The sequence below is a fragment of the Serratia sp. (in: enterobacteria) genome, from assembly GCF_046715635.1.
Taxonomy (GTDB): domain Bacteria; phylum Pseudomonadota; class Gammaproteobacteria; order Enterobacterales; family Enterobacteriaceae; genus Chania.
In genome coordinates this window covers 1-24,617 of sequence record NZ_JBKJYW010000147.1, presented here as the reverse complement: position 1 = coordinate 24,617, position 24,617 = coordinate 1, and the positions used below count along the sequence as shown (strand labels likewise).

The window sequence follows — 24,617 nt, the reverse complement described above, 5'->3', positions numbered from 1 at the left end:
TCCAAGGTGAGTCCCGATAAACTTCAAACACACTCGATCGGTTCCCTCTCCCTGTGGGAGAGGCGCCATTACTTCATTTTAGGTTCGTAAGGCAGGAGAGAGAATTTGTGTGATTAGACGCGATAGTGCATCACACGCTCGAGGAAGTAGTCCTGCAGATGCTTAGGTTGCTCACGTTCCACCATCTCAGGGATCACCGGCATATTGTAGCGTTCCTTGAATGCCACCCCAGACGCGGCCAGATCAACGTTCATCTTATCCATCTCGTCTTTGGAAAGTTCTGCCAGATTGTAGCCCATGATATTTTCCTTCTATTGTGTAACGGCAACTCAGCGCAGAAGGTAATCTACCATGCAGCGCTTGGCAAGTTTCTCAAGCCAACCTATCCCTATCATCTTCAGACTCTGGGCGTAGAGTCATTACAAAAAGCAGGGTGATATAATGTTTAAGCGTAATGTCGTTGGGTTATTTTGTTAAATAAGAATGATTCGTCTTACTGTAAATATTAAGATGAAAATGATTATCATAATAATTTAATGTTAAATTAAGTTTTTTATAACGCATTGAATTTATGGATAAATTAACGTTTAAATAAATGAATGTAAATCAAGTGTTTTTATTTTGTGTTAATCAAGGCATAATGTGCCCAATTAATTTTATGACCTGCAAAAATAAAAGGGATCTTCATGCTAACGCAAGCAATGACCACGAAACTGAATGAGCAACTGAATCTGGAATTCTATTCCGCCAATTTGTATTTGCAAATGAGCGCCTGGTGCAGCGATAAAGGCTTCGAAGGTGCCGCCGCATTCCTTAAAGAACATTCACGCGAAGAGATGCAGCATATGCAGCGTCTGTTCGACTATCTCAGTGATACCGGGGCGTTGCCACTGATCGGCAGCATTTCTGCACCACCGGTAGAGTTTGAATCACTGGCGGACGTTTTCCAGCAGACTTACGAGCATGAGCAACTGATCACTCGTCAAATCAATGAATTGGCGCACGTGGCTATGACCACACAAGACTACTCAACCTTCAACTTCCTGCAATGGTACGTTGCCGAGCAGCACGAAGAAGAGAAGCTGTTCAAATCCGTACTGGATAAGTTGGCGCTGGTAGGCAACAGCGGCAAGGCACTGTTCTTCATTGATAAAGACCTGAAGAGAATGGGTGCTGAGGCAGTAAGCGGTAACGGCCAGGCCTGATAACCTGCTTTTGCCAGCAATCTGAAAACCGCGTACTTTTCACCGTACGCGGTTTTTTTTGCCCTGTGTTTATCGCGCGGCCATAGCGATACGTGCTGCCAGATCGCAAAATATCAGTGATGTGCTCGACTTGCCGATTCACCGTCGTTATGATTTAACGCGATACGCTACCGGGAGGTAGAGAGTTATAACAGTGAGTTACCCACTCCTGCTGCTGTTTACCCGTGGCGCAATCACAGTGGTGGGTTGAGGCTGCGGAAACATCGCTCCGCGTAACCGGTCTTGGCCCTTATCACCTACATAATTGATAAAGGACTCCTCCGTGATCGCTAAAATTCGTTCATCCTATCGCCTGCTTTCCACCATTTTTGTACTGTTTGTCGGCTTGTCTTCTCAGCAGGCGTTGGCGCATGCCCACCTGAAAGTACAGACCCCGGCGGCAGACGCCACCGTCAGCTCCGCGCCAAAAGTGCTGACGCTGAATTTCTCCGAAGGCATTGAGCCTAACTTCAGCGGTGTCAAAGTGACCGGCCCAGATAACGCCGTGGTTAAGACCGGCAAGCTGGATCTGGAGCCAAACAATAACACCCAAGTTAACGTACCGATTGAAAGTGAACTGGCGGCGGGGAAATACCAGGTCAGCTGGCACGTGGTTTCCGTTGACGGTCATAAAACCAAAGGTCAGTACAGCTTTACCGTTAACTAAGCCATGACTCTGGCGACCCTGTTTGTGCTGTGTCGCTTTGTGCACTTTACGGCGGTGATGCTGATGTTTGGTGTCAGCCTGTTCACCGCCGTCCTGTCGCCACAGCGCCTCTCCCCGATCATCACCCGCGATTTGCGCCCGCTGCTGCTCGCCTCGACCTGGATCTCTGCATTAACCGCCTTGCTGATACTGGCCATTCAGGCCGGATTGATGGGCGATGGCTGGGCGGATACCTGGCAATTGAGCATTTGGTGGGCGGTGTTGGGCACCACCTTTGGCGAGGCCTGGCGTTGGCATCTGGGTTTTTCCCTGCTGGCATTGGTAGCCTTGCTGTTGCCTGCGACAAAGCGGGGACAAGCACTAGCGCTGTGTTCGACACTGCTACTAGTCAATATGGCGTTTATCGGCCACGCGGCGATGCATGCGGGCATATTGGGCATAGCGCACCGCGTTAACCACGCCTTGCACCTGTTGGCCGCAGGCTACTGGTTCGGCAGCCTGTTGCCGTTGTTGCTTTGCCTACGCTACTTGCCACAACCGCAGTGGCGTAGCGATGCGATCGCCACCTTGATTCGCTTCTCCCGCTGGGGCCATGTTGCCGTAGTGCTGGTGATCGTGACGGGCATAATCAACAGCCTGATTATCCTTGGCCGCTGGCCAGTCGATCTTGGCTCCGCCTATCAGCGCTTGTTGTTAGTGAAAGTCGGGCTGGTGGCACTGATGGTGATGGTGGCATTGGTTAACCGTTACGCTATTGTCCCCGCGATGCGCACCACCCCTAATCTGGCACAGCGCAGGTTGGTGATCGCCTGCTGGCTTGAGGTGGCGTTGGGAGTTGTGGTGCTACTGCTGGTGAGTTTATTTGCAACCTATGCGCCGGTATGACATTGCGACTTGCCGGATGCCCCCAACTTGCGGGAAAATCGATTTAAATCGCAACTTAAGGCCAAAAACATGAAATCTGTAATTCTTGGTATTGCGCTGCTGGCAACGGCGACGGGCGCGCTAGCGGCAGATAAGCTGGTTAACGTTACGAAGCTGGAGTACGGCAAACAGTGGGCGTTCACCAAAGAGGAAGTCACGCTGCAGTGTCGCAAAGGGGCTGCCTTGTTCGTGCTCAACAACAGCACCCTGATGCAGTATCCGCTCAATGAAGCAGCAGAAGCACAGGTGAAAGCGGGGCAGCAACGTGCTCAATCGCTGGACGTGATCCTGCTGGATGATGCCAACCACCCCGGACAGAAAATGAGCGTGCAACCTTTCCGCGAAAGAGCAGAAAAATTGTGTGCTGACTAATCAGCTAACCACCCGATACTTATGCAAAAGTTTACGGGTGGTGACGAGATGTACGTAATTAATTTCTGTTTGTAACTATCACTTGTGTGCGCTGGGCTGGCAAAATTGGCACCTTGGACTATTCTTAGGATGCACGGTTGAACAAACCTTGCATAAATGCCAACTTTTAGCGCACGGCTCTCTCCCAAGAGCCCTTTCCCTAGACCGAGTATAGGAATCGTACTCGGTCTTTTTTTATGCATTTGATTTATAAAGATAAAAAACCACACGAAATTTCCACGAAAACCTATACTCGGTCTTTTTAAACAAGTAAGTATTCCTTACCTCTTAGATCAAGATATTTCTTGGTCATGACTGCCGATTTATGGCCTAGCAGACGTGCAAACTCCTCTCCTTTTTCTATGCTAAACAGTCGTGATGCAAGACTTCGGATCTCGTGAAACTTCGGCGGGTTGTCACCAAGTTCCAACATGGTGGCATTCCTTGCCTTCACAAACGCTTTAGTCAACGCATCTGGATGCAGCGATTTATCACCATTTTTGGATCGCCGTGTGGTGTTAATTATGTAGTCTGAGGAATGCGAGGCCCGGCATCGTTCTATCACTTCACCTAGGCAGAGGTTCACAGTTTTAAGATTTAGGTTTAAGGGAATGGCAATCCGCATGCCAGTCTTACCCTGTTCGACATGTAATCTGCCGTCGATAATGTCCGCAAAGTGTAAGAGAACAACATCCTCACGACGCTGACCAGTTACAAAAGAATCTCCATTGCAAATCTTACCCATTGTGGTTGTTCGGTTGCAGCCAAACAAATTGGGTGCGTAGGTGACAGCCTAGATGTTTGCAATCTAGTTAGATATAAAGCACTATCTCCAGTTAGTAGTTTGTGTTTTACGGTATTACATGTGGTATATATCCATTTTAGATCGATTTTTTTGATAAAGTAAGGACGGTATTATGTCTGGTAAGCGCCAACACTTCATGCCACAATTTTTACAGAGAGGCTTTTCATTTGATAATGGTAAAAAGCAACAATATACTTGGCAATATAGATTGGATGGAAAAGTATTGCTGGCAAACATAAAAAATGTTGGCACAGAAGGTTTTTTTTATTCTTTAGATAGTGATCATAGTGTTGATGACACTATTACAGATGCAGAAAGTGATTTTTCTGAGTTAGTTGTTGCTCTCCAGAGTCACAACATTGATAACATTGCGTCACTTGATATTTCCAAGTTTATTTCACATCTAGAGTCGAGAACAAGGCACATAAGAATATCAATGCAAAATTCATTTTCATATTTAATGGAAAATATTGGAGATGCATTCCTTAAAAAAAATATTATAATGGAGTATGTTACGAGAAATATAATTTCCAAACCCAAAAAACTCGAGAAGTTAATCGATCGGCAGTTAGAAAGTATGACTATTTCGTCTGCGATGAAATATAGCCTTAAACAATTAATGACTAATAACGTAAATCTTTGGTTGCCAACTACTGTTGAGAGTATGGTTGAAGTATATAAACCACGTATAGCTGAGATTATAAGAGAAAAATTGCCAGTGGTTATGAAAATGGGACATCTAAAAGCGTTAAATGAATCTATTTTTCCTGAGGCCAAGGTAAATGATTACGTTAAGTTAGAGTTCAATGTCATAAGTATGAACTATGATCTACCATTAGGTGATAACATGGTGTTATTTGAAGTTGAAGGAGATAGAAAATTTAAGCCATACTATGAAAGAAGTGATGTATTGAGAAATATATACCTGCCTATTAGTTCTAGAAAGTTATTGTGCGGTTCATCTAAAGGGTGTATACCAAGCATAAATGATCTCGACTTACATATAGCCGAATGCTCATCGGAGTATTTCATTTCATCGATCAAAGATGAGCGTTCTTTAGAAATGCAAAAGTTAATTGGTAAAAATTCATTTGCTATATCAAATGATAAAATAATCGAATTATTATCTGAGCTCATTTATGGAGATAGTGACTGGATATGATTTAAGGTTTTTTATGTCGTTAAATAATATGCTAAAGTCATTAAGATAGCATTACTTCATAATAATGGAAGGAAAGCCAAATAAAACTCCAACTCTCACGCAGTCATATAAACTATATTTTTTAATGACACGTATCGCAAAAATGTTAATGTATATATTATTACATAGGTACAACACTTGGTTTTTCTTGCTTTGTTATTTTGTAAAGATAAATACAATTCATACTAATTAATTTACCCGAGTTTTTAGGTTGTGTGTATTTACGCCCCCCCTTGAAAAGAGATGTTTCCTATCCAAAGATTTCTATATACCCCCCCCTTCAAACTCCCACCCAACCCCGCTATACTGTATAAAAAATCAGTATGGAGAATATGATTGGCCAGACGTTCTGCCGCACCAAGGCTTGAGTTTGAAGCGGAAGCTATCTACCAGTACCCGGAACACCTACGCCAATGGCTGGAAGGCTTGCCTGCTTTGCCTGGGGTATACCTGTTCCACGGCGAGTGTGAAACCATGCCGCTCTACATCGGTAAAAGCGTGAACCTTCGCAGCCGGGTGCTTTCACATTTGCGTACCCCAGACGAAGCGGCCATGTTGCGCCAGGCGAGGCGTATCACCTTTATCAGAACGGCGGGTGAAATAGGGGCGTTGTTGCTGGAAGCGCAACTGATTAAACAGCAGCAGCCGCTGTTCAATAAACGACTGCGCCGCAACAGGCAGCTCTGCGCATTGCAACTCAATGATGACAAACCCACAGTGGTGTATGCCAAAGAGGTCAATTTTGCTCGGCACGCTGGGTTGTTTGGCCTTTTTGCCAACCGGCGCGCGGCACTACAAGCGTTGCAGTCTATCGCCGATCAGCATCAGCTGTGTTATGGGCTGTTGGGGCTTGAGCCATTAAGCAAAGGCCGCCCTTGTTTTCGTTCTGCACTGAAGCGTTGTGCCGGAGCCTGCTGTGGTAAAGAAAGCCTGGCCGATCATCGGCAGCGCTTGGCCTCAGCGCTCGAGCAAGGCCGCGTGGTGTGCTGGCCGTGGCGTGGCCCGATAGCCTTGCGAGAGCAGGGGGCTGATATGGCGCAGTACCATATTATCCACCATTGGTTATGGTTGGGTGCAGTAGATAGCCTGGATGAAGCGAGGGAGTTAATGATTGCTGCGCCGGGCTTTGATAGCGATGGCTATAAAATTTTATGCAAACCCGTGATCGGTGGAGAGTACGAGATTATCGATCTCTACGAAAAAACCTAAGTTAACGCTTTCACACCAGCCAGTAAACCAGCGCGGGTGTCTGCATCAAAGGCGGACGCCAGAACCGATGCCGATAGTGGTCGTTGCACGCCCCGAACTACCGCCAGAGCCAGAGACGCTGACCGAAGTACACCCGGCCAGCAGGATGACTAAAAGGGTACCTGCAATTAGTTTCATAAACCCACCTGGTTAGCTCTGCAACGAATGAATCAACTTAACATAGAAACTAACTATAAGATGAATCCTTATTGCTCGGTAGTCAGGGGAGGGCTAGATTGATCGGGTATCCCCTCATTGAGGTTATTTAAAATGCTCAAGCATCGCTGGTCGGCCCTCGCACTTGTGTTGATCGTGTTCACATCCTCAGCCTCCGTTATGGCCAATCCAGGTAACGGTAACGGAGGTGGGCATGGTAATTCCGCTAACCATGGAGACAATCACGGGAAGGGTAATTCAGGCAAAGACCATTCAGACAAAGGAAAAAAAGCCAAGGGCGGTCATGATGATCTGGTTACCGTGAATATCAATTATGACCGTGTACGACCTCTGGCGGTAAACTATGGATTAACCGGGTATCAATCTTTACCTCCCGGCATTGCCAAGAACCTGGCACGGGGCAAGCCATTGCCGCCAGGGATCGCCAAGAAAATGGTGCCTGCTTCAATGCTGGGACAACTGCCATCTTATCCTGGCTATGAATGGCGTATCGCCGGGAATGATCTAGTGCTGGTGGCTCTAAGCACTGCGATTGTTGCATCTGTGATAAACGGTGTATTTGATTAGTTGCTGCCCGCCCAGGGCGGCTGTTTCTTCTGATGTTGCGCCGCCCGTTATGAGTGAAAAATAATGTCCGGTGAGCTTAACGCCTCGCTCAGAGCCCGCTCATCGACGCCAGCGAAGGGAACTTCCCGCCCATCGCAGTACAGCGTGAGGCCAGTGAAGCTCATTTCCGCCTTAGCATCGATATTGTAAGAGGGGAATCCAGGCGAGATTTCCAATATCAACTGATGCTGAGGTAAAACGTAGCAGAAATAATTGTTATCCATTAGTTGCCAGCCCTGAGAGCGCAACCACAGCAGATGCCCGCAGGCGGCCGATTTTCCCTGCCAGCGAGTAAGCTGACTGTGCGCAGCCTCTTGCGGGGTGAGCAATACCGTACGACGCGTCAACTGGCGGAAAGGTGCGATCAGTTCGTAGTCAATGAAGAGTTGCGCGTATGCCTCCCGCATTTCAGCGCTCATTTCCAGCGGATGGGCAATACCGAAGAGAGCATCCGGCGGTAGCGTGATCGGTTCATCCTGAGCGTCGCAGAACTCCCCCTCCGCCGCTACGCGAAAGGTACTCAGCAGACGGCGTGGCTCATTGGGGGCGTAGATGCCCCACACGAGCCGCTGCGTCAGGTGGCGCGTGAACGGGTGATCGACAAACAGCGACTGAAACTCGGTATACTTCCAGCGTCGTGCCAGCCGCAGTGCGGATTCCAGATGCGGCAGCAGGCGTTTCGCCGTCTGGGTAATGTCTTTCTTCAGCCCTTTGAGACGGGCCAGCGCTTCTGATGCCTTGAGCTGATCATCGTCGGCTCGCAGACGCGGTATTGTTTTTTGTCGCACGTCTTGCGAGTCGTAAATCACTGGTTGCAGGTTTTCATCAAGACGCATACGAAAACTCCGCGAACCAAAATCAAAGTTCAACGCCTGTGGGTTATCAAGCCCCAGCGTTGGTGTCAATCGGTCCTGTAATTTCTCTTCGCTCAGATCGCGCGCTTCGGCCACTTCTTGCAGAGATTGCTCCGCATTGTCGCGAAGCGGGCGAGATTTGGCACGTTGCGAGATGTGATGCAGTTGCAGCAGTGCCATGTCGCTACCGATTTGGGTCAGGAGATTCAGCCCGCTGGCGGCACGTGCCGATTTGCCCTCCTGCGGCCAGGCCATGATCAATGGTGTGAGTTCGCGCGTGGTGCTCTCGTCGCCAAAAATGCCCAGCGTATGGAAGGCCCAGTTCTCTTTGGTGGGCGCGCCGGCGTTTTGCCAGGCGCTGAAAAGATCCCAGGCGAAGGCCGCCAACGTGTGCGTCTGGCAGACTTCTTTTACCCGATCCAGCCCAATGTAATAGTGACTGCCGTGGGTGAAGCGCAGCATCTCGCCAAGGATCTCCATCGCGTCGTCGGGTAGCGGCTGGTTGTTGCTGCAAAGGCGCGGTCTGCGCCAGAGCGTGGGCTGCCAGAAATCCGGAGCTTTCGGCACGCGGGCTGGGTAGATATCGTGTGGGTCTTGCGTCAGCAATTGCGCCAGCGCCGTCCACAGTTCCGGTACGTTCCAGCGTAGCGCCACGGAGTGCAGCAGGTCCGCGTGGCCTTCCTTATGCAGCAAGCGCAGGGCGTTGATCGCCGCTTCGCGGTTATCGCCTACTTTATCCAGCGCCAGCGGGATCAGCGCGCTCGCGGCATGTTCCTGCCATTGCAGCAGCCACTGGCGCGCCAGATTGCGCCGGGCCTGAAAACGCCGCCAGGCGCGGGCCATCGGTAGCACTAGCTCGGTAGCGCCGAAGTTGAGCAGTAGAGGGAAAATATCTTTAGGGTGGTGCTGTAGCGCCAACAACAGACCAGGCAGGGCGTCGGTGCCGAGTCTACTTAGCAGATAGTCCGCGCCAACAAAGTTGAAGTTCTCTTCGTTGATTCGCTGCCAGAGTGCCAGCGCCTGCTCGTGCGGCAACTGCGACAGCAGATAAAGATTCCAGCTGTCATTAGGTTTATAATTCGCATCCAGATGGTTTCGCCAGGCCTGAAGCAGCGCTTCGTTATCGCCACTGCGTAGCGCGTTGGCGGTGCTTTTATCCCAGTCGCTCCCTTGCCTGGATTCAAAGTGCCTCTGCTGTCCATGCAGGGTGTACTGATGGAAAAGATAATCCATATCCTCAAAGCCTAATTCCCGCAAGACGAGGCTATCGCCTTTGTGCGTAAGGCGTTCAAGCAGGGGGATATCGTTAAAGAATCGCGCCGGTGACGAGGTTGCCAGCGCCTCCCGCTCGCCCTGTTGCCAGTATTCTTGCGGCGTAATGGCCAGCGCGGGCAAGTCAATATAGGGGCTGGCGGCTTTTTTCTTTTTATTGTGCCACGGTGGTGACAGCAGAATCTCCGGTAGGTTGGTACTGTCAGCTACGCCGACTGCCTCCAGCGACGAAGGCTGCTGAAAAGAATGCAGCAACGCCAGTGCTTGCGCGCTTAACCACGGAGTGAGCTGCTCGATCAGTTGCGGATGTAAATTAAGCAAAGTCTGGAGTCGTGCTCGCCAGCTCTCTTTCTGTTTCTTTTGCTGCTGCGGCAGTTTTTTGGCCTCAACACCAGGGTAGCCGGGACGAGCGGGCGGTACGTTTAGCGTCAGCAACTCCGCCAATGCCACCAGCGTTGCTGCGGGGAATTTTTTTGAAAACTTACTCACACGCTCCTGACTGGGCTTGTTTTTATCTGCCACCAGTAGCAACATTCGGATGACCTGCGGATGGTTAATCTGTACCAGCAGGCTGCCGCAGTCGTCCCGGTGGGCGTAGGGCGCTAGCCGTGGCACCGCCGCCAGCCCTTGTTCGCGCAGCAGCGCAGCACAGGCGGCATAGCCGTGATGGTTTTCCCTAGACATATAGCTGGCTTCGCGATCATTAAAGACATCCAGTGTCCAGTATTCCTCAAGCGCTGCCAGCGCCTCGGGGGCGGTTGCCACTGCCTTTAGCCACTCTTTTGCATGTAAGCTGCTGTTGTTACAGGTAAGCCCAGCTATCTCATTGGCGATTTCCGGTAATTCGGGCAACAGCAGGGCAATAAAAGGGCGGCGGGTTGGCTGTATAGCCGGGAGCGCCGCGATAAGTTTGTCGGCGCAGCGCTGCCAGATATCTTCCTGCGCCTGTGACAGATGTTTGCGTAGGCGCAGATCAAATTCGTTATAAGTCTCTGATAAATAGCTACGATCCTGATGAGTAAAAGTGAACGTGATATCAGGCGTCTGTTGGTTGGAATTGACATAATCGATGGCGATGCTTTGTCGCTCAATCACCACTTCCGTGGCGTATTCGATACCTTCCTGCTGGACAATTTCGTCCAGCAATTCCCGGCTGTTGTCTTCCGCTATCCGGGTTAATGCGGCCATCGTGCGTGCGGGGATAGACGGTTTAGTGGCCCCGATCAGGCTAATCGCCTGGGCTATTGCCTGCTGCCATTCGGGTTGGCAGTGGCTATAGAGCCAGTTGGGCTGATTGAAATGGCTAAAACGTTTCGGTAAAACATTAGCCAGTTGCTGAATTCGGTTTTCACTGAGGGGAGGAACCGCTTCACCCGGCCAGCGGCGGTGGCTTAGCGGTATTTTGCCTTTTTTAAAGGTTAGTTCCGGCAGTGCGTCATCTGCTAGCCATGGCGGAGTTGTAGTTCCCTTGTTCATCGGATTTTCCTTAATCAAAAAGTGACTCAATGTCGTTAATCAACTCGCTAGCGGTGACAATCCAGCACTGAGAACGGTATTTTCTGCGCCGCGTTGACTCTCCAGCCGTAGGTGCACACATCGCCCTTCCTGAGCCAGATTTTGCTCAACGGCTGCTCGGCGCCGTACTCGTCTGGTGAGGAACCCAATTATTTAAAAGGATTTGTGCCTGCTGCGGACTTAACAGTGTCACCGCCCTCAGGACATTACCCTGATCAAGCATGGGTGCAAATGTTACATAAACTCTTAGGCTGTTCAATATGTCAACCAGATAACTACTGAAATAAGACATTCACTAGCTATAGGATCTCAGCAAAAGTCTCCGTGTTGCAAATACTGAATTTACTGCGTATTCAGAAACTTCCTAACAATATCTGACAAGGGGCTTGATCTGTCTCGCTCTACAGTAAATACTGTATATAAATACAGTTATAAGGTTCAGCATCATGTCGTTCATCCGCCCTACAGAGTGTGTGTCTCCTGTCACCTTGCCACTTTTCACTGAGCGTGTACCCTGTGGTTTCCCCAGCCCGGCTCAGGACTACGTCGAAGATAGGCTGAATCTCAATACGCTCCTGATAGCCCATCCCGGTGCCACGTATTTTATTAAAGTGAGCGGCGAGTCTATGACAGGCGCGGGAATTGGCGACGGCGATCTTCTGGTCGTCGATCGGTCGTTGTCGGCTCGCCATGGCGATATCGTCATTGCCGCTGTGGCCGGTGAATTTACAGTGAAGGAACTGCGCACTCATCCAGATTTGCAGTTACTCCCGCACAATAGCAGCTACTCGCCCATTACCTTTCAGAATGCTGAAGAGCTGGAAATATTTGGTGTGGTGACGTTTTCGATTAAGTCGCATAAATGAAGATGTTTGCACTGGCCGACGTCAACAGCTTTTACACTTCGTGCGAAACCGTTTTCCGACCGGACTTAACCGGAAAACCCGTGGTAGTCGTATCCAACAATGACGGCTGCGTGATTTCCCGATCCGTAGAGGCAAAGGCACTCGGCATTACTATGGGCGAACCCTTCTTTAGACTAAAAAATAAAACGTTCCCGTCTGAAGTACACGTTTTCAGCTCAAACTATGCTCTTTATGCTGACCTGAGCGCACGCGTCATGCAGACGCTGACGGATATGGTACCTGCAATCGAAATTTACTCCATTGATGAAGCCTTTATCGATCTGTCCGGCGTTGCTCGCTGTCTGTCCCCAAAGGTTCTAGGTCATGAGATGCGAAACCAGGTACTGAAAAACACCGGACTGACGATCGGGATTGGTGTTGCGCAAACCAAAACATTAGCAAAACTAGCGAATTATGCAGCCAAAAAATGGCCGGGCACGAGAGGCGTCGTGGATTTATCCGACGTTACCCGTCAGCGGAAGCTCCTGGCGCAGGTATCCGTGGACGAGGTCTGGGGTATCGGAAGACGTATTAGCAAAAAGCTGAACGACATGGGGATTAACACCGCACTGGAACTAGCCGACAGTTCACCATGGCTGATAAAAAAACATTTCAACGTCGTTCTGGAAAGGACGTTGCGCGAGTTACGCGGCGAATCATGCCTTGAGCTTGAGGAGTTCGCGCCCGTAAAGCAGCAGATAATATGTAGCCGTTCGTTTGGATTCCGCATCATCGACTATACCGATATGCGCCAAGCCATCTGCACCTATGCCGAGCGCGCAGCAGAAAAGCTGCGCAGTGAACGCCAATTTTGCGCTTTTGTTAGCGTCTTCCTGCGTACCAGCCCGCATGCGGACAATGAGATTTACTATGGGAACCAAGCATCAATGAAACTGATGACGCCATCCTGTGATACGCGTGACATTATACGTGCGGCCACCGAATCGCTGGATCGCATCTGGGTGGACGGCCACAGGTACATGAAAGCAGGCGTGATGCTGGCTGACTTCTTCAGCCGTGGCACAGCACAGCTGAATCTGTTTGATAATAACGCGCCGAGGGCCAACAGCGCTGCACTGATGGCCGCGATCGATGGCATTAACGCCTCAGGAAAAGGGAAAGTCTGGTTTGCCGGGCAGGGCATTCAGAAAGCCTGGGCGATGAAACGAGAGATGCTTTCACCAGCTTACACCACACGCTATTCTGACCTGCCTGTCGCCAGGTAAAACCGGCTAATTGGAGCGGCTCACTGAATCTGGTAAAAGGAGGGAGAGTATTTTCTCCCGCAGGTTGCCGTTCTGTGCCTCGCAGCTTTTCAGCTCGCACTCAAGAGAGGGCACCGTCGCAATTAGAATTGGGTGACGGATCATATTAATAACTCGGGCCGGGCAAAGCGGTGCTTTCCCTTGACCACTGCGCTACGCTTACGATATAACGCTCTGTTTAATTGGCACTTTCGCCTCATGGTTACTTAACTTTCGGGTTAATGGATTAACACTATGCGCAGGCCTTTATCATCCTATCATCCGCTGCTTTATTGGCTGCGGGTCCGGCAAAAGCGGGTTTTGCGCCATCTTGCGTGGCAATGGTCATCGCGCCAGTACGCCAGTGAGAGAATACCGGAGCAGCGGTTGGATCACCGTTTTATCAAGCATACCTCGAAGCTGATCCGCAAGTTGGGCAATAGCGATATTGGCTTGCAGCACAATAAAGTGATTAATCTGCGTTTGGCGGTTGCGGCAACCAGCGGAATTATTATCAAACCGGGTGAGTATTTCTCGTTTTGTAAGCTGGTGGGCAAGCCGACTCGTGCGCGTGGTTTTGTTGAAGGGATGGAGTTGTCGTTTGGCGAAGCGCGCAGCGGTATTGGCGGTGGTATTTGTCAGCTCAGTAATTTAATCCACTGGATGGCGATCCATTCACCGTTGGTGGTGACTGAACGGGCAAATCACAGTTTTGATCCTTTCCCGGACGAAGGGCGGATATTGCCTTTTGGCTCGGGAGCCGCCATTTTCTACAACTATATCGATCTGGTGCTGCATAACCCGACTCAGGATAGCTTTCAGCTGGTGTTCAACGTTGCGGAACACCAGTTGGAAGGTGAACTGCTGTGTTCGGCCCCTCGCACGGTGAAATATCATATCTACCAGAAGTCCCACCGATTTATCCGTCGGCAACAGCGTGTTTACCGGCAGAATGAAATCTGGCGTGATATCTCCACCAAAGGGCAGGACTCGGTGGTATTACATTCCGAACGGCTATACCAGAACGATGTGGTGGTAAAATATGATGTTGAAGAACAACAGGTTGATTGAGTATCGTCAATCACGCTGAGCATCAGCGTCCGGCCATTGACAGCACAACGGTAACAGAAGGAATTCTTATCATTAAGTGGGTAATATTTAATTAAGCAGAACCAACACTGCGAATTAAATCAGGTGGAACATCAGAATCAATCTGCTTTCTTAATAGAATAAGGATATTTACCATGAATAATACCGTCAATGGAACCATCAATTTTTCTGGACAAATCGTTACCCAAACCATAGGGATTGAAGAGGGTGGCATTATTTTACCGCGGCCACGCAGTGCTGGTCTCACCGTCAGCGTTAACGGCAGCGAAACCCAAAATGGCTACGTACAGCTTGGTGCAATAAGCGAAGTGCAGCTTGAAAACCCGGGTGCTCAGGCCCAGGCAACCCGCTTCGACATCCGCGTTGCAGGTATCTCGGAGCAATATTCTCACGCCTTGGTGTTTTTTGAGGGGGGCGCAACGGTTGATGCTGCCACCGGCGGCCTGATTAATATGGCGGAGGCAGGTAACGTGCAAATTCAGCTGCGTGACCAGCAAAACAATCTTGTGCAGGCAGGCAGTAATGCTCAACTGGTGAGTTCGGCGTTTTTCCCGGTGATGAATGGTGGGGTTTATGCCTCCTTTGCCGCAAACTTCTGCAGTACCGGCCGCGCAACGCCGGGTAATGTGGCGAGCAAGGTCGACTACACGCTCTATTTATTTGAGCTGGCTGCCTGATTGATCGTTAGTGCTATCTAACCCACCGCTCGGTGGGTTTTAGACTGCTTTCCCCTCACCCCGACCCTCTCCCAAAGGGCGAGGGAGCCAGTGCGGAGTTGTGGTCAGGCGAAGAAGTTAATCTGCGGCATGTTTGGTCCTTTCTGGTGCAGAAATTGGGCACGGAAGCCAATAAGGGCGAGGGAGCGAGTACGGAGTTGTGGTTAGGTGAAGAAGTTAATCTGCGGCATGTTTGGTCCTTTCTGGTGCAGAAACGGGGCACGGAAGCCAATATGTGGCACGTCCGATCCCCTCTCCTTGGGGAGAGGGTTAGGGTGAGGGGCTACTAGGGCCTGCATTTATTGCCCAGCCAAACCATCAGCCTTCACCCAGCCCGTGGTTTTATCGCCGGTTTTGGGGTGAATATAGCTCACAAACAAAAATTCCTTATAAGGCTGCCTGTGCCTGGCGGTAACGCTATCGCCATTGACGACAAACTTCCCGCCTTCATCCTGGCAGAGCTTATCCGGCGAGTTGTAAAAATACAGTTTTTTGCTCTTCACCAGATATTTCACCGTAGGCGAGGCCGTTTTGCTTATTACAGCTTCGGCGCTGGCTTGGGCATCGTGGCAAATCTCGTCAAGTGGGGCCAGGCGTTCAACGTTGATCCAGCCGGAGGCATTACCATAACCGACTAACAGATAGCCATTTTTCTCGCCTTCGACAGGCTCAAGCGCGGCATAACCCACCACCTGCACCTTGTCATCCGGGATCACAAATTGAGACTCATTGGCGCACTGCTCGGTGGGGGCGACGTGAAAATAAGCCCGGCCTTTACCCCGCACCACATATTTTGGGGAATCGGCAATGATGGCGCCTAATTTCATCTGGTCCAAAATGGCCGAACAGCGCTGCTCCTTCTGCAGGCATTGCTGATATTGCTTGCCGTCTTGCGGATTAAAGGTGAGTTGCAGCGGATGTTGTTCGTCGGCGCTGTTATCCAATAGCTGCCCGGTTTGCGGATCGTACATGACCCAACCAAGATGCCCGGCCCCTGGCGAATCAGGCGATGCCGGTTTTCGGCGATCGAACAGTTGAATGGCCTGTATGCCGTTAGCTCGCGGTTCCATATGGATGTCCAACTTGTCCGCAGGTACTTTCTCCGCCTGGATCAGCGCCTGATTGCTGCTGGCTAACAGCTTGATCAACGGAACTTGACAGTCAAACAGCGAAGCAGGCCGGTCGGGGGTAAAGCCTGGGCCTACTGGCGTCACGGCCTGTAGCGCTGTCCAGGGCGCAAGCAGCAAGATTCCAACTACGGCTAAAGTGGCAAGCTTCTCCATTTCTATCCTATCTCCGGTGAGGCAGCACACCTGCCAGCCGCCATCATACCCGGCCAGCAGTGAGTTATGCCACACCGGCTACCCGCAACAGCGCCGTCACTGCCGCCGCCGCCAGCAACACCACGATTAACGGTGTTTTCCGCCAGGCTAATAATGCACCCACGGCCACACCGCCTAAACGGGCATAACCGGCAAAGTGCTGCCCTTCGAACAGCGTCGCGATCACCGCTACGGCCAGCAGCAACGTGGTGGCGGAATCGGCGAGCAAGGCCTGAACCCGGTCGGAGAAGCTCAGGCTGCGGCCCAGCAGAAAACCGGCAAAGCGAAACGCAAAGGTGCCGCTGGCCAGGAGCAGAATGCCAATGATGAGTGTTTGATTATCCATTATTTTTCTCGCTTTCTGATCAGTAAACCCAACAGTGAAAACAGCACCGGCATGCCAATCGGTACCAAGGGTACGCTAGCCAGGGCAATCAGGGTGCCGGAACAGGCAGAAATACTGGTACGCAGTTTTTTCAGCGAACCCACAATCAAGGCCAGCAAAATGGTGGGGAACACGGCGTCCAGCCCGATGGCATTGATATCGGGAATAAAGCTGCCGATGGTGCCGCCAATCAACACGCCCAATGGCCAGCAGGCGGCGATCCCCAGCCCACAGAGCCAGTAGGCCGCCCGTTTTTGGGCCAGCGTCGGTTGGGAAATGCCGAACACCACACTTTCGTCGTTCATGATATGGCAACCCAATAACTTAAAGCGGCTGCGTTCGACCACCTCTTTAACCGCCATACCGAACGGCAGGTGGCGTGCATTAACCAGCAGCCCGGCTGCCGCCGCAGCAAAGGGGCTACCCCCGCTGGCGACGATACCGATAAACAGAAATTCAGAGGCACCCGCCAACACCAGCAACGACAGCATCAGCGGGACCCAGAGCTCGAAACCCAGGCCGGTCGCCAGCGAACCATAGGAGATCCCCACGATGCCGTCCGCCAGGCAGACCAGCGCGATCCCTTTGATCACGCCATTATCGAGCGAGGGGAAAAAGTTTTTAGCCATACTATTTTTCTCACTGCCTTTCTCAAAACGAACGGTTGTTCTATTATAATGAACACTTCAATCTCTATTTACAAGTCGAACGATCGTTCGTTATAAGGTGAGTTACGCGGCCTATGAAACAACCTATCAACATCATTGCGGAAGCTCTGGTGCGCGAACGCCAGCGTACAGGCCTCTCGTTGGCAGAAATTGCCCGCCGGGCAGGAATTGCCAAATCCACGCTGTCACAACTGGAAGCGGGGAATGGCAATCCGAGCCTCGAAACGCTGTGGGCACTCTGCGTCGCGCTGGATATCCCCTTTGCGCGTTTGATGGAGCCACAGCAGAGTAAAACGCAGGTGATCCGGCGTGGGGAAGGGGCTGCGGTAGTGTCGGAAGTGGCTAACTATACGGCGGTGTTGTTGGCAACCTGTCCGCCTGGTGCACGGCGAGATATCTATCTGCTGACGACCCAGCCGGGAGCCGATCGTCTTTCTCATCCGCATCCGTTAGGCTCGGTGGAACACATCGTCATCACCCAGGGGCGCGCCTTGGTCGGGCTGGTGGAAGAGCCTGCCGAGCTGAATGCCGGGGATTATATTTGCTACCCAGCCGACCGGCCGCACATCTTTCGCGCCCTGGAGCCGGATACGTTGGCCGTGCTGGTCTCGGAACAAAACTAACATACCCCTCACCCTAACCCTCTCCCAAAAGGGAGAGGGGATCGAATGTGCGATCTCTTGACTACGGCGTTCTGCCTTATACCTCCAGACTGACTTCCGTTCTTACCTACAACACCGCTCCCTCTCCCTTAAACAGCTGTTCACGGGATCCCCGATTTTACAATGGGAGAGAGCTGGGGTGAGGGGGACTGGTGGTCGCTTTGCGTTCATTTGTTAGATCCCTGTCATATTTTTGTTATTTGCCCATTCCAAAACACACGTTTCGCTTGTTTGGGTTAAAAAATTTCATTAGTCTAATTTTTGAAATAAACGTTTGACAAATGAGTGGGGTGTTTAACAATTACATCAGATTTTCATTTCAATGCATTGTTTTAAAGGTGGTTTTTTAATTGTTTTCAGGTGCCTCGTAGACAGTGTTAACTGATGGGAACCACGTGGAATAGGATTTTAAGGCGATAATAACGAGCGGATTGTTGTTTGAATGTAAAAAATATTTTTCATTAGCCGTCAAATCAACAGGCCTCTTCACTCTAACGATTAAAGGGTACAGAACATGAAGCTGAAGAAATTGATCGTCACCTCGCTACTGATGTGCATGCTGCCAGCCTCGGTGTTAGCCAAAGATATCAAGATCGGCGTGTCGATGGCTTACTTTGATGACAACTTCCTGACCATCCTGCGCCAGTCCATGCAGAATAAAATGAAGCAGGAAGGCAACGTCAGCGGCCAGTTTGAAGATGCCAAAGGCGATATCGCACAGCAGATCCAGCAGATAGAAAACTTTGTCAGCCAAGGGGTCGACGCCATCATCCTTAACCCGGTGGATACCCAGGGCGTCAAGCCGATGATCAAGCTGGCGGAGAACGCCCATATTCCACTGGTGTTCGTTAACCGTCGGCCAGAAGCCACGCTGCCAACGGGTATGGCCTACGTAGGTTCAGATTCCAAACTGGCAGGCAAACTGCAGATGGAAGAGTTGGCCAAGCTGATGAACGGCAAGGGCAACGTGATGATCCTGCTCGGTGAGCTTTCCAGTGAAGCCACCCGTGACCGGACCCGCGGCGTTGAGGAAGTGGTGGCCCAATATCCGAATATTCATATCATCGATAAGCAAACCGCCAAGTTTTTCCGCAAAGAGGCGGTCGATGTGACTACCGACTGGATCCTCTCCGGCCAGCAGATTGATGCCATTGCTTCCAACAACGATGAGATGGCGATTGGTGCCATTCTGGCGCTGAAACAGGCGAAGAAAACCGGCGTGCTGGTAGCGGGTGTTGATGGCACACCGGATGCCCTGGAGTTTATCAAGAAGGGGGATTTGAGCCTCAGCATCTTCCAGGACGCCAAAGGTCAGGGGGAGGGCGCCGTGCAAACCGCCATTCAACTGGTTAAAGGCGAGAAGGTTGAAAGCAGCGTCATGATCCCTTACCAACTGATCACCAAAGCCAATTACCAAGACTTTGCCGACAAGAACAAAAAGTAATGACCAACCGGCCCCTTGCCTAACGTGAGGGGGCATCGTTCACAGCTATCGGCAGGATAACGGCGGAGGTTATCAGTATGTATCCTTATGTGCTGGAGGCGGAAGGCATCAGCAAACAGTTCCCGGGCGTTAAGGCGTTGGATAACGTGTCGCTCAAGATCAAACCGGGCAGCGTGCATGCGCTGATGGGGGAAAATGGTGCCGGTAAATCGACGCTGATGAAGTGCTTAATCGGTATTTATCGCCCCGATACCGGCACCATCAAGGTCAAAGGGCAACCGGTGACGTTCAACGATACGCTGGCGGCCTTGCACTCGGGCATCTCCATGATCCACCAGGAACTGAACCTGGTACCGCATATGACGGTGGCCGAAAATATCTGGCTGGGGCGTGAACCCGCCAAGCTAGGTTTTGTTAATCACGAGGAATTAAACCGCAAAACCCGCGAGCTGTTGGCACATCTCAAGATTAAATTAAACCCCGAAACCCAACTAGGGGCGCTAAGCATCGCCAACCAACAGATGGTCGAGATTGCCAAGGCGGTGTCTTATAACGCCGACGTATTGATCATGGATGAACCGACCTCGGCATTAACGGAAGGGGAAGTGGTGCATCTGTTTGCGATCATTCGTGAGCTGAAGCAGCAGGGCAAAGGCATTATCTATATCAGCCACAAAATGGACGAGATCTTTGCCATCACCGACGAGGTCAGCATCTTCCGCGATGGCACTCTGATCGCCAGCGATCAAACCGAAAACCTGACTAAACAGTCGCTGATCACCATGATGGTGGGCCGCGAACTGACCCAGATGTTCCCCAAGTTCAATAACAATATCGGTGAAGAGGTGTTGCGTGTGGCCGGGCTGAGGCGCAGCGGTTGGTTCCAGGATATCTCCTTTGCTGTAAAGCGTGGGGAAATCCTTGGCGTTGCCGGGCTAGTGGGCGCCGGGCGCAGCGAAGTGATGGAGAGCCTGTTTGGTATGCACCCGGCCGAAGGGGGCGAGATTTATATTGAAGGCTTGCCGGTAAAAATAGACTCACCCTCCAAAGCCATCGAACAGGGGCTGGCGTTCCTGACCGAAGACCGTAAAAAATCCGGGCTGTTTCTGGTGCTGTCGGTGGTGGAGAACATGAGTATCGTCAACCTTTCCGCCTATACCAACAAAAACGGATTTGTCAGCCAGACGCAGATGGCCAAAGACTGCATGGAGCAAATTAGCAAACTCAATATTAAAACCCCGACCATGGATCAGATTATCAATAACCTGAGCGGCGGCAATCAGCAGAAGGTCTTGATTGCCCGCTGGCTATTGGCGCAGCCGAAGATCCTGATCCTGGATGAGCCCACGCGCGGTATCGACGTGGGGGCCAAGGCAGAAATTTATCGCCTGATCAGCGAATTGGCGCACCGTGGCGTCGCCATTATTTTGGTTTCGTCGGAACTGCCGGAAATACTCGGCATGAGCGATCGCGTCATGGTGATGCACGCCGGACACATTACGGGGATCCTGGATAAAGCCGAAGCAGACCAGGAAAAAATCATGGCGTTGGCCTCGGAATAACGCAAAGGTAAAACACAATGAATAACGTCAAAGTGGAAACTCAGCCAGTCAAAGCCTCGCTGTTTGCCGGTTTCAGCGGCAAGCTGCCGAAAGATACCGGCATCTTTATCGTCATGATCGGTATCGCGCTGATTTTTGAAATGCTGGGCTGGTACGTGCGCGATCAGTCGTTCCTGCTTAATCCGAACCGCCTGCTGCTGATCGTCTTGCAGGTGGCGATTATCGGCATCATCGCCGTTGGCGTCACCCAGGTTATTATTACCACCGGTATCGATCTCTCTTCTGGCTCGTTGATTGCCTTGACGGCGGTGGTAGCGGCCAGCCTGGCGCAAACCTCCGAGAGCATTTCGCCAATGTATCCGGGCCTGTTGGACCTGCCCGCCGCGATCCCCATCGGGGCCGGGATTGCGGTGGGTATTATTTGTGGATTTATCAACGGTTTTTTGATCACCCGCACCGGCATTCCGCCGTTTATCGCCACCTTGGGGATGATGGTTTCTGCCCGTGGTTTGGCACAGTATTACACCAAAGGTAACCCGGTCAGTTTCCTGTCGGACGGCTTTACCTCGATTGGCCAAGGTGCCATGCCGGTGATTATCTTCCTGGTGGTGGCGGTGATTTTCCATATCGCCCTGAAACACACCCGTTACGGTAAATATGTGTATGCCATCGGCGGCAACATGACCTCGGCCAGGGTCTCTGGGATCAACGTCAATAAATACCTGGTGACGGTCTACACCATTGCGGGTGGGTTGGCAGGATTAGCGGGTGTGGTGCTGGCGGCACGAGTCAGTAGCGGGCAGTCGAGTATGGGGGTGTCTTATGAGTTGGACGCCATTGCCGCAGCGGTCATCGGTGGCAGTAGCCTGATGGGCGGAGTGGGGCGCATTACCGGCACGTTGATCGGCGCGGTGATCCTCGGCCTGATCAAAAGTGGCTTTACCTTTATCGGCGTGGATTCCTACATTCAGGACATTATCAAAGGCATGATCATCGTGGCTGCCGTGGCTATCGACATGCGCCGTAACCGCAAAAAGCTATAATCCTCGCCTTGGCCGCCGGTGTGGTGACCGGCGGTTTGGCCAGGTTTATGCATCGCTGCTATTGATACGCCGGGCCAGTTCGTAACGCGCGCCCCAGTACTGGTTATCCAGGCTGGAAACGGTGACTCCCATGCTGGTGGAGGCGTGAACAAATTCACCCTCCCCGATATAAACGCCGACGTGGCGCTGACGGGATGAGGTTTTGAAAAACACCAGATCGCCAGTGTTTAACTCGCTTTTAGCTACTCGCGAGCCCAGTTTCATTTGTTCACCGGTGCTGCGTGGCAAGCTGACGGCAAACTCATCTTGAAACACGCGCTGCATATAGGCTGAACAGTCGATGCCTTTGCGCGAGTTACCCCCGAATTTGTATCGAACTCCTTCCCATTGGTCATAATGCGACAGGATTTTTTTTAGCTCCTGAGTATTATTCTGGCCGGAACTGGCTGAAGCGGAAAAGCTCATGCAAAAAGCTGAGCAAGTGAGAAATACAGCAAAAAATTTAAGCATAAATGGTTTCTAAATGAGCAACTGAACGTCTATCCCTGTAATGGAGTGGCCGGATTGCCTGACTCATTCCTTGTGAGTGATGGTAATATACACAGGTATTGCTCATAAATAAACCATTAACAGGTCAATTATTAACCACAATCATGCAGGTTATCGGCTTGTTGCTTTTTATAACGGGCCTCTGGTTGGCAGTGGAAAACAGGGAATGACAGGCAATCAAGCAATTAACTACCGGTGGCAGATTTTGCCTACCAAAATTGCAACATGTCGTGCTGTCGATTTATCGGCTGGGTACGGTGGTGGCATCTCAAATTGATCATCAGCATGCCCTTAGGGAAACGTCGGGGGAGGAAAGGAGGCGGTTTTAACCCTAACAGTGACTTGCCAGCCGGTGGCGATAACAGGTAAAAACACTGTTCGACTTAAAAGGAGTAATCAATGCGGATAACCTTGGCCCAATTTACCTGCCGAGAAGGGGAAATAGCCCATAACCTGGCCGCCGTACTGGCGCAGATTGAGCGTTGCAGCGGCCAAACCGACCTGTTGGTGTTACCCGAAACGCAGCTGACCGGCTTTACCCATCCTGATGGCAATACGGACTACGCGCTACAACGGCAAGGCCCTGAACTCGCGCAAGTGGTGGCAGCAAGCCAGCGGGCGGGCATTGCCGTCGCAGTGGGCTTTCTTGAGCAGGATGGTGCGCAACTGTTCAACAGCTCGGTACTGATCACGCCAGAGCAGGGCATCTATCTGCATTATCGTAAAAGCCATTTATGGACCAACGAACGTGTCGAAGTGCAAGCGGGCGATCGCCTGGTCTGTGGGCTGTGGCGTGGGCGGCGTATCGGATTACTGATCTGCTACGACATTGAGTTCGCCGAGGCATCACGAGCATTGGTCCTGATGGGCTGCGATCTGTTGCTGGTTACCGATGGCAATATGGATCCCTACGGCCACGTGCATCGTAACGCTTTGCTGGCGCGAGCTCAGGATAATCAGATGTTTGTCGCCATGGCCAATCGCGCAGGGCATGGGTGTGGGATGCAGTTTGCTGGCGAAAGCCTGGTTGTGGATCCTCTGGGGCGTGAGGTGGCCAGCCTGGGGCGTGAGCCGGGAATAGTGCAGGCAGAGCTGGATTTCAGCCTGCTGGAAGCGTCTCGCCGCGAATATCGTTATCTGGACGATCGGCGTTTGGCACTCAGCGCGGAGACGCAGTGGCAGCAGCGGGATGATGAACAACGCTGGTGGCCGCTAATTCCGCGTTAACGCCGCTTGCTGAAAGGCCAATGGCTTAGGTAAAGTCATAGGCAGATTGGTCACTGACATTGATAGATTTGCAGCACACAAAGGAGCCGTACCATGCAATTCCCCGCCCTGAGTAAAAGAATCGTGCCATTGGCTGCGCTGCTGGTGCTATCGTTGCCCACCGCCTGGGCAGCGCAAAACGCCCCAGCCCCGATCCCATCGGCGTTAATCGGCAACTGGAGTGTGACCAAGGTCATTCCCACCCAGACCGTGGGCTGCTGGGATGAAAAGCAGGCACAGCAGTTGGTCGGTAATAGTATCAACTATACAGCCGACGGTTTTACCTGGCATGAACAGCAACTGAGCAATCAGGGTGCGACCACCACCACGGTAGAAGCGCAAGAATTTGTGGAAGACAACTCGGGCGACAATGGGTACGTCGATTTCCCGATTTTGGGCATCAGTACGCCTTCAGTGCAGCGAGTCATTATTCAGCATCAGGATGTCACCGTTCCGGGGATCACCGATCAGGGGAGTGAAGGCGTTCCCGGGGCTAACGTGTTAGTGAAAGATCGCAATACGCTGATCTTCTCCCAATGCGGCGCGTGGTTTGAGGCGCAACGACAGAAGAAATAACGGCTTCTGATATTTTTCCCTCACCCCAACCCTCTCCCCAAAAAGGAGAGGGGGCTGGTAGGGCGCCGTGGTCCGGTACCGGAGCTAATTTGCGGCACGTTTGGCCCCCTCTCTCTTTGGGAGTGTACAGACCGGGGACATGGTAGACAGGTGTTCAAGGACATGGTGAACACTTTTTAACATCCTTTACCCATGATGATCGACCTATTTCTCAGGTCGATCATCCCCACTTTCGTGCTGT

At 51.4% G+C, this 24,617-nt stretch carries 25 protein-coding genes; 17 read left to right on the top strand and 8 right to left on the bottom strand.

The features are described 5' to 3' along the window. Window positions 1-113: 113 nt before the first annotated feature. Entirely contained in the window at window positions 114-299 is a 186-nt protein-coding gene (locus ACLQ7H_RS07220) for a DNA polymerase III subunit theta (RefSeq protein WP_411752074.1), read from the bottom strand. Between the two features lie 387 nt (window positions 300-686). Here ACLQ7H_RS07220 and ftnA point away from each other — a divergent pair, with 387 nt between their 5' ends. The 4 genes from ftnA to ACLQ7H_RS07200 all read left to right on the top strand — a co-directional run bounded on the left by ftnA (window position 687) and on the right by ACLQ7H_RS07200 (window position 3,207). Further along, a complete protein-coding gene (gene ftnA / locus ACLQ7H_RS07215; RefSeq protein ID WP_021806759.1) occupies window positions 687-1,205 on the top strand; it encodes a non-heme ferritin in 519 nt (172 codons plus the stop codon). 322 nt (window positions 1,206-1,527) lie between these two features. Further along, on the top strand, window positions 1,528-1,911 hold the full coding sequence (yobA, locus tag ACLQ7H_RS07210) for a CopC domain-containing protein YobA (RefSeq protein WP_411752073.1): 384 nt from the start codon (window positions 1,528-1,530) through the stop codon (window positions 1,909-1,911). 3 nt (window positions 1,912-1,914) lie between these two features. After that, the gene (copD, locus tag ACLQ7H_RS07205; protein WP_411752072.1) at window positions 1,915-2,796 is read left to right on the top strand and encodes a copper homeostasis membrane protein CopD; all 882 of its coding nucleotides are present in this window, start codon (window positions 1,915-1,917) and stop codon (window positions 2,794-2,796) included. 69 nt (window positions 2,797-2,865) lie between these two features. Beyond that, a complete protein-coding gene (locus ACLQ7H_RS07200; protein WP_411752071.1) occupies window positions 2,866-3,207 on the top strand; it encodes a YebY family protein in 342 nt (113 codons plus the stop codon). Window positions 3,208-3,508: 301 nt separating this feature from the next. Here the strand turns inward: ACLQ7H_RS07200 and ACLQ7H_RS07195 are convergent, their stop codons facing one another. Beyond that, on the bottom strand, window positions 3,509-3,991 hold the full coding sequence (locus ACLQ7H_RS07195) for a tyrosine-type recombinase/integrase (protein ID WP_411752070.1): 483 nt from the start codon (window positions 3,989-3,991) through the stop codon (window positions 3,509-3,511). A gap of 172 nt (window positions 3,992-4,163) precedes the next feature. Here ACLQ7H_RS07195 and ACLQ7H_RS07190 point away from each other — a divergent pair, with 172 nt between their 5' ends. Then, complete coding sequence (locus ACLQ7H_RS07190; RefSeq protein WP_411752069.1) at window positions 4,164-5,213, top strand: DUF4238 domain-containing protein; 1,050 nt, start codon at window positions 4,164-4,166, stop codon at window positions 5,211-5,213. 375 nt (window positions 5,214-5,588) lie between these two features. Next, on the top strand, window positions 5,589-6,461 hold the full coding sequence (cho, locus tag ACLQ7H_RS07185) for an excinuclease Cho (RefSeq protein WP_411752068.1): 873 nt from the start codon (window positions 5,589-5,591) through the stop codon (window positions 6,459-6,461). A 45-nt stretch (window positions 6,462-6,506) separates the two neighbouring features. On the opposite strand, the gene ACLQ7H_RS07180 is transcribed toward cho, so the two are convergent. After that, the gene (locus tag ACLQ7H_RS07180) at window positions 6,507-6,638 is read right to left on the bottom strand and encodes a hypothetical protein (protein WP_411752067.1); all 132 of its coding nucleotides are present in this window, start codon (window positions 6,636-6,638) and stop codon (window positions 6,507-6,509) included. A gap of 132 nt (window positions 6,639-6,770) precedes the next feature. Here ACLQ7H_RS07180 and ACLQ7H_RS07175 point away from each other — a divergent pair, with 132 nt between their 5' ends. Continuing rightward, on the top strand, window positions 6,771-7,244 hold the full coding sequence (locus tag ACLQ7H_RS07175; RefSeq protein ID WP_411752066.1) for an anti-virulence regulator CigR family protein: 474 nt from the start codon (window positions 6,771-6,773) through the stop codon (window positions 7,242-7,244). A 47-nt stretch (window positions 7,245-7,291) separates the two neighbouring features. Here ACLQ7H_RS07175 and ACLQ7H_RS07170 read toward each other — a convergent pair whose 3' ends face one another. After that, window positions 7,292-10,885, bottom strand: coding sequence for a DUF4132 domain-containing protein (locus ACLQ7H_RS07170; RefSeq protein WP_411752065.1), 3,594 nt, complete (start codon window positions 10,883-10,885; stop codon window positions 7,292-7,294). Window positions 10,886-11,370: 485 nt separating this feature from the next. On the opposite strand from ACLQ7H_RS07170, the gene umuD reads away from it, so the two are divergent. The 4 genes from umuD (at window position 11,371) to ACLQ7H_RS07150 (ending at window position 14,860) form a co-directional block, all read left to right on the top strand. Then, a complete protein-coding gene (gene umuD, locus ACLQ7H_RS07165; protein ID WP_411752064.1) occupies window positions 11,371-11,790 on the top strand; it encodes a translesion error-prone DNA polymerase V autoproteolytic subunit in 420 nt (139 codons plus the stop codon). Between the two features lie 2 nt (window positions 11,791-11,792). After that, window positions 11,793-13,055 carry a translesion error-prone DNA polymerase V subunit UmuC gene (umuC, locus tag ACLQ7H_RS07160; protein WP_411752075.1) on the top strand — a complete coding sequence of 421 codons (1,263 nt, stop codon included), beginning with the start codon at window positions 11,793-11,795 and terminating at the stop codon, window positions 13,053-13,055. 273 nt (window positions 13,056-13,328) lie between these two features. Further along, on the top strand, window positions 13,329-14,144 hold the full coding sequence (locus ACLQ7H_RS07155; RefSeq protein WP_411752063.1) for a VanW family protein: 816 nt from the start codon (window positions 13,329-13,331) through the stop codon (window positions 14,142-14,144). Between the two features lie 173 nt (window positions 14,145-14,317). Next, a complete protein-coding gene (locus ACLQ7H_RS07150) occupies window positions 14,318-14,860 on the top strand; it encodes a fimbrial protein (RefSeq protein WP_411752062.1) in 543 nt (180 codons plus the stop codon). Window positions 14,861-15,198: 338 nt separating this feature from the next. Here the strand turns inward: ACLQ7H_RS07150 and ACLQ7H_RS07145 are convergent, their stop codons facing one another. The 3 genes from ACLQ7H_RS07145 to ACLQ7H_RS07135 form a co-directional block, all read right to left on the bottom strand. Further along, window positions 15,199-16,182 (bottom strand): hypothetical protein, encoded by a 984-nt coding sequence (locus tag ACLQ7H_RS07145; protein ID WP_411752061.1) that lies wholly within the window; start codon window positions 16,180-16,182, stop codon window positions 15,199-15,201. A 64-nt stretch (window positions 16,183-16,246) separates the two neighbouring features. Further along, a complete protein-coding gene (locus tag ACLQ7H_RS07140; RefSeq protein ID WP_021806744.1) occupies window positions 16,247-16,567 on the bottom strand; it encodes an AzlD domain-containing protein in 321 nt (106 codons plus the stop codon). Next, on the bottom strand, window positions 16,567-17,235 hold the full coding sequence (locus ACLQ7H_RS07135) for an AzlC family ABC transporter permease (RefSeq protein ID WP_411752060.1): 669 nt from the start codon (window positions 17,233-17,235) through the stop codon (window positions 16,567-16,569). Before ACLQ7H_RS07135 ends, ACLQ7H_RS07140 begins: the two co-directional genes overlap by 1 nt. A 113-nt stretch (window positions 17,236-17,348) precedes the next feature. Between ACLQ7H_RS07135 and ACLQ7H_RS07130 the strand changes: the two genes are divergently transcribed. From ACLQ7H_RS07130 to ACLQ7H_RS07115, 4 genes are all read left to right on the top strand, one after another. After that, window positions 17,349-17,897, top strand: a complete 549-nt coding sequence (locus ACLQ7H_RS07130) for a helix-turn-helix domain-containing protein (protein ID WP_021181074.1) — start codon at window positions 17,349-17,351, stop codon at window positions 17,895-17,897. A gap of 553 nt (window positions 17,898-18,450) precedes the next feature. Then, entirely contained in the window at window positions 18,451-19,380 is a 930-nt protein-coding gene (locus tag ACLQ7H_RS07125) for a sugar ABC transporter substrate-binding protein (protein WP_411752059.1), read from the top strand. Between the two features lie 77 nt (window positions 19,381-19,457). After that, window positions 19,458-20,942, top strand: a complete 1,485-nt coding sequence (locus tag ACLQ7H_RS07120; RefSeq protein ID WP_411752058.1) for a sugar ABC transporter ATP-binding protein — start codon at window positions 19,458-19,460, stop codon at window positions 20,940-20,942. A 17-nt stretch (window positions 20,943-20,959) separates the two neighbouring features. Continuing rightward, window positions 20,960-21,985, top strand: a complete 1,026-nt coding sequence (locus ACLQ7H_RS07115; RefSeq protein WP_411752057.1) for an ABC transporter permease — start codon at window positions 20,960-20,962, stop codon at window positions 21,983-21,985. Between the two features lie 45 nt (window positions 21,986-22,030). Here the strand turns inward: ACLQ7H_RS07115 and ACLQ7H_RS07110 are convergent, their stop codons facing one another. Then, window positions 22,031-22,450 (bottom strand): NlpC/P60 family protein, encoded by a 420-nt coding sequence (locus tag ACLQ7H_RS07110; RefSeq protein WP_411752056.1) that lies wholly within the window; start codon window positions 22,448-22,450, stop codon window positions 22,031-22,033. 483 nt (window positions 22,451-22,933) lie between these two features. On the opposite strand from ACLQ7H_RS07110, the gene ACLQ7H_RS07105 reads away from it, so the two are divergent. Together ACLQ7H_RS07105 and ACLQ7H_RS07100 are read left to right on the top strand one after the other, a co-directional pair. Further along, the gene (locus ACLQ7H_RS07105) at window positions 22,934-23,761 is read left to right on the top strand and encodes a carbon-nitrogen hydrolase family protein (protein ID WP_411752055.1); all 828 of its coding nucleotides are present in this window, start codon (window positions 22,934-22,936) and stop codon (window positions 23,759-23,761) included. Window positions 23,762-23,854: 93 nt separating this feature from the next. After that, window positions 23,855-24,376: a hypothetical protein gene (locus tag ACLQ7H_RS07100; RefSeq protein ID WP_411752054.1), complete on the top strand. Its 522-nt coding sequence runs from the start codon at window positions 23,855-23,857 to the stop codon at window positions 24,374-24,376. Window positions 24,377-24,617 lie beyond the last annotated feature (241 nt).

Coding starts and splice junctions, on each gene's coding strand:
- ACLQ7H_RS07110 (WP_411752056.1), bottom strand. CDS start 22,450: ATGAGCTTTTCCGCTTCAGCCAGTTCCGGCCAGAATAATACTCAGGAG.
- ACLQ7H_RS07150 (WP_411752062.1), top strand. CDS start 14,318: ATGAATAATACCGTCAATGGAACCATCAATTTTTCTGGACAAATCGTT.
- ACLQ7H_RS07175 (WP_411752066.1), top strand. CDS start 6,771: ATGCTCAAGCATCGCTGGTCGGCCCTCGCACTTGTGTTGATCGTGTTC.
- ACLQ7H_RS07140 (WP_021806744.1), bottom strand. CDS start 16,567: ATGGATAATCAAACACTCATCATTGGCATTCTGCTCCTGGCCAGCGGC.
- ACLQ7H_RS07105 (WP_411752055.1), top strand. CDS start 22,934: ATGCGGATAACCTTGGCCCAATTTACCTGCCGAGAAGGGGAAATAGCC.
- ACLQ7H_RS07145 (WP_411752061.1), bottom strand. CDS start 16,182: ATGGAGAAGCTTGCCACTTTAGCCGTAGTTGGAATCTTGCTGCTTGCG.
- ACLQ7H_RS07195 (WP_411752070.1), bottom strand. CDS start 3,991: ATGGGTAAGATTTGCAATGGAGATTCTTTTGTAACTGGTCAGCGTCGT.
- ACLQ7H_RS07220 (WP_411752074.1), bottom strand. CDS start 299: ATGGGCTACAATCTGGCAGAACTTTCCAAAGACGAGATGGATAAGATG.
- ACLQ7H_RS07125 (WP_411752059.1), top strand. CDS start 18,451: ATGAAGCTGAAGAAATTGATCGTCACCTCGCTACTGATGTGCATGCTG.
- ACLQ7H_RS07200 (WP_411752071.1), top strand. CDS start 2,866: ATGAAATCTGTAATTCTTGGTATTGCGCTGCTGGCAACGGCGACGGGC.
- ACLQ7H_RS07115 (WP_411752057.1), top strand. CDS start 20,960: ATGAATAACGTCAAAGTGGAAACTCAGCCAGTCAAAGCCTCGCTGTTT.
- ACLQ7H_RS07190 (WP_411752069.1), top strand. CDS start 4,164: ATGTCTGGTAAGCGCCAACACTTCATGCCACAATTTTTACAGAGAGGC.
- ftnA (WP_021806759.1), top strand. CDS start 687: ATGCTAACGCAAGCAATGACCACGAAACTGAATGAGCAACTGAATCTG.
- ACLQ7H_RS07180 (WP_411752067.1), bottom strand. CDS start 6,638: ATGAAACTAATTGCAGGTACCCTTTTAGTCATCCTGCTGGCCGGGTGT.
- copD (WP_411752072.1), top strand. CDS start 1,915: ATGACTCTGGCGACCCTGTTTGTGCTGTGTCGCTTTGTGCACTTTACG.
- ACLQ7H_RS07130 (WP_021181074.1), top strand. CDS start 17,349: ATGAAACAACCTATCAACATCATTGCGGAAGCTCTGGTGCGCGAACGC.
- ACLQ7H_RS07100 (WP_411752054.1), top strand. CDS start 23,855: ATGCAATTCCCCGCCCTGAGTAAAAGAATCGTGCCATTGGCTGCGCTG.
- ACLQ7H_RS07170 (WP_411752065.1), bottom strand. CDS start 10,885: ATGAACAAGGGAACTACAACTCCGCCATGGCTAGCAGATGACGCACTG.
- umuD (WP_411752064.1), top strand. CDS start 11,371: ATGTCGTTCATCCGCCCTACAGAGTGTGTGTCTCCTGTCACCTTGCCA.
- umuC (WP_411752075.1), top strand. CDS start 11,793: ATGTTTGCACTGGCCGACGTCAACAGCTTTTACACTTCGTGCGAAACC.
- ACLQ7H_RS07120 (WP_411752058.1), top strand. CDS start 19,458: ATGTATCCTTATGTGCTGGAGGCGGAAGGCATCAGCAAACAGTTCCCG.
- ACLQ7H_RS07135 (WP_411752060.1), bottom strand. CDS start 17,235: ATGGCTAAAAACTTTTTCCCCTCGCTCGATAATGGCGTGATCAAAGGG.
- ACLQ7H_RS07155 (WP_411752063.1), top strand. CDS start 13,329: ATGCGCAGGCCTTTATCATCCTATCATCCGCTGCTTTATTGGCTGCGG.